Here is a 3,449-nt window from a genome sequence, read left to right as displayed (position 1 = left end):
GATGCGACCACTTCTCCGCCATCCCCCACGGCCTGACCAAGGCCGCCGTCTTCGACTTCCTCGACGGGGTGGATGACGACGACCCCTGGGGGCGGTGAGAAGGGGGCGGGGAAGGCGGCGGCGATAGAGAGCCGACGCCATTGCCCGAAGGACGCCGATGTGCGTTCATCAACCCGCGTTCTAAGCGAGTGGAAAAGAACGGCCTGCCCGAAAGGGTTCCGCGGCGCGCGGGGATCAAGAGGTGTTCTCGCACAGGATGGCCCCCGCAAGGGGGCTATCTCTTTTCAGGACCCTGCGGCTGTCCCGCCCGCCCCCGCCTTGCGCGTCCGTCCCCGTTTCGGCTTGTCCGCCCTGGCCAGCAGTCCAGCGGTCATCTGTTCGTAGAGGCGGAACAGGTGTTCGACGCGCTCACGGTCGTCGGCGAAGGGTTCCTTGCGGTAGAGCCGGTCCACGGCGAGATCGAGGGCGCGGTGGGCCTTGCGCAGGTCGGCGGGCATGACGTCGGGGTCGTAGAGCGTAGCGAGTTTGACACCTGGATGCGCCAGCCGTGCGTCCAGGACTGCCTGGCCCAGCGCGTCAAGGTTGGTGCGATCCGAGTTCGAGATCTGGGGCCATGGAAAAGGATTGTAAACAAGGCCTACCGAATATCGATAGTCGCTCTTTAGCCTTCCCCCGATATTGCGAAGCCAAGACATATGCATGGCGCTGGTAACCAAGGAGAATCGCCAGACTTTTGCATCTTGAAGTACGAATACAAGGTTACTTGGTATTGTCGGCGGAATTATCCATCCGATGGGTACGTAACTCCGACGCTCAGAACTTACAGAAGGTATACATAGATAGGGATGGTCTGGAACAACAGTGACGTGAAACCGCGTCGGAAAATCTGCTAGCGCCCTTGTGCCAGCGCTGGGGCTATCCAGCCTCAACTTTCTTACTGCCGCGACCCGAGCGGCCACAGCCGGCAGGGATCGTATCAGCTCAGGCCCCGCATCCCGGAGAAACAGAATGCTTCGGTCACCGCCGTTGATGTACTCCTCGGCGCCCACAAAGGGACGCATGAAGGGCGCTGCACCCGGTTCAGAGGCCAGGAAGGCTTCCCGTTCAGCCCGCTCAAAGATGTAGTGTCCGCCATCGATGGGCTTGGAGCCGATCACGACCTTGGGCGCATCGCCAAGGGGCCTGGACTCCTCCTTCACGACCAAGTGGCGGTCGCCGAGGCCCGATGCATCGAAAAGATAGGGCGAGAGCGCGGAATGACGGCTCTCGACGGGGTCGCCGTTCAGGTCGTCGTAGCTGAACAATCGCTTTGAAGGCCGCTCGTCCTGCCGGCGGCTCAGGCCGATGACCACCACATGGACGTGCGCCTTGCCACGGGCATCCGACCCCCAGGCAAAGGTACGGTGGGCGAAGTCGATCTCAAGGCCATAGCGATCAAAAAGAACCGGCCACAGCTGGGCCACCTGCTCGCCCTGGGTGATGGAGTTTGTCGACACGAAGCCAACCCGGGCGTGGGAAGAGCGCAGGAACTCCCCCGCCTTGATGAACCAGGCCGCCACGAAGTCGAGTGTGCCGCCGGACTTTCCCAGCGCCGCGATCCGGCGCACCTGGGCGCGTTGCGCTTCGCTCTGGATCTTCGCCCCCACAAACGGCGGGTTCCCCAGAACATAGCTGCACCTTTCCGGCGCCAGCACGTCGGCCCAGTCCGTCTCCAGCGCGTCGGCGTGGCGGATATTCGGCGCCGCCTTCAGCGGAATGCGGGCAAAGACCTTGCCGAACTCCAGGCTCAGCCGGTTGTTCATGATGTGGTCCATCATCCACATCGCGGTCTCCGCGATGCGGGCGGGAAACTCGTCGATCTCGATGCCGTGGAACTGGTTGACGTCGACCTTGGAAAGGTCGGTCGCTTCAAGGTTGAGCTGGCCATCAGGATAGAGCGCCTTCAGAACCTCGATCTCCAGGGCGCGAAGCTCACGGTAGGCGATGATCAGGAAGTTGCCGCAGCCGCAGGCCGGGTCGAACAGGTTCAGGCCCGCCAGCTTGTCCTGGAAGGCCCGCAGGGCCGCTTCCCGGCCTCGTCTCAGGTCGCGAAGCCTTGCGAATTCGGCGCGCAGGTCATCGAGGAAGAGGGGCTCGATCACCTTCAGAATGTTCTTTTCGGTGGTGTAGTGGGCGCCCTTGGCGCGTCGCTCCCGGGCGTTCATCACCGACTGGAAGAGGGCGCCGAAGATGGCCGGGCTGATCTTTTCCCAGTGGAAACCGCAGACTTCCAGCAGCCGGTCGCGCATCTTCGAATCGAAGGCGGGGATCCGCAGGGCCTCGCTGAAAAGGTCGCCGTTCACGTAGGGGAAGCGGTTGAGGTCCTCGTCCAGGTTGGACTGTCGCCGGTCTTCCGGCGTGTCGAGCACCTGGAACAGCTCAGCCAGGCGGGGGCCGAGGTCTGACCCGTCGGGCTGGGTGCGGTTCTGGATGAAGTCCTCCAGCATCCCCCGTTCGGGGAAGATGCCGGTGTCGTCGGCGAACAGGCAGAAGAGCAGGCGGACGAGCAGGCGCTCCAGCGGGTGGCCGTCGTAGCCGCTGGCCTTAAGGGCGTCGTGCAGCTTGCCCATCAGTTCGGCGGCGATGATGTTGACCGGGTCCTGGTCGCGGAAGACCCGCTTCTCCACGCCCATGATGAAGCCGAACCGCTCGACGTGCTGGGGCAGGTCGGCGAGGGCGAAGCGGACCTCCTCGCCCGTCTCGAGATCGACCAGTTCGAAGAGCTGGAAGTCGCAGGTCAGGACATAGCGGGGAAGTTCATGTTCCTTCAGGCCCGGGAAGTACGCCAGGGCCTGGTCGCGGGCGCGGGTCAGGTCGCGGCCGGCGCTCTTCTGCTCGACCAGCAGGACGCCCTTCCAGAAGAGGTCGATGAAGCCCTGCTTCTCGCCCAGCTTCTTGACCGGGGCCTCGAAGGTCGCGACGCGCCGGCGACGGATGCCGAAGACCTCGAAGAAGTCGTTGTAGAAGCTCTGCGTTTCGCCCCGCTCGTACTTCGCTTCCGCCCATTCCCGGGAGAATTCAGCGGCCCGCGCCCGGATTTCGTTCCAGCTTAACTGCAAGGGGGAGTCTCCCGATTCACCGGCGCGAGTCTGCGACAGGGCGCCGGGGCTGGGAAGCCCGCCGCCTCAGTCCTTAGGGCCCATGTTGTAGGGCCCGCCCTTTTCCAGGGCGATGCGGTAGGCCGGGCGGTCCTGGCAGCGGCGGACCCAGGCGGCGAGGCGGTCGTGGCCTCCAAGGCGGCCCAGCATGCCGCCGGCCTCGCCGACAAAGCTCATCTGGATGTCGGCCAGGCTGAACTCGCCCAGGAGGTAGTCGCGGCCCGCCAGCGCACCGTCGACAAAGCCCAGGTGGTTGGCGATCTCGCTCTCGATGCGCGGCTGCAGAGGGGCGCCGGCGTCGCCCAGGCGGCG

The 3,449-nt window shown here is 64.5% G+C and carries 1 protein-coding gene and 1 pseudogene; both read right to left on the bottom strand.

The annotated features are described in order from the left end of the window. Positions 1-284: 284 nt before the first annotated feature. A complete protein-coding gene (locus IM632_RS11235; RefSeq protein ID WP_296552338.1) occupies positions 285-3,098 on the bottom strand; it encodes a DNA methyltransferase in 2,814 nt (937 codons plus the stop codon). A 66-nt stretch (positions 3,099-3,164) separates the two neighbouring features. Further along, a pseudogene (locus IM632_RS11230) lies at positions 3,165-3,449 on the bottom strand (glutathione S-transferase); the annotation flags it as partial.

Origin of the sequence: Phenylobacterium sp., from assembly GCF_020402505.1 — a bacterium.
Lineage (GTDB): Bacteria > Pseudomonadota > Alphaproteobacteria > Caulobacterales > Caulobacteraceae > Phenylobacterium.
Note: the sequence above shows the minus strand (reverse complement) of the source record. Positions and strands in the feature narration are given on the sequence as shown.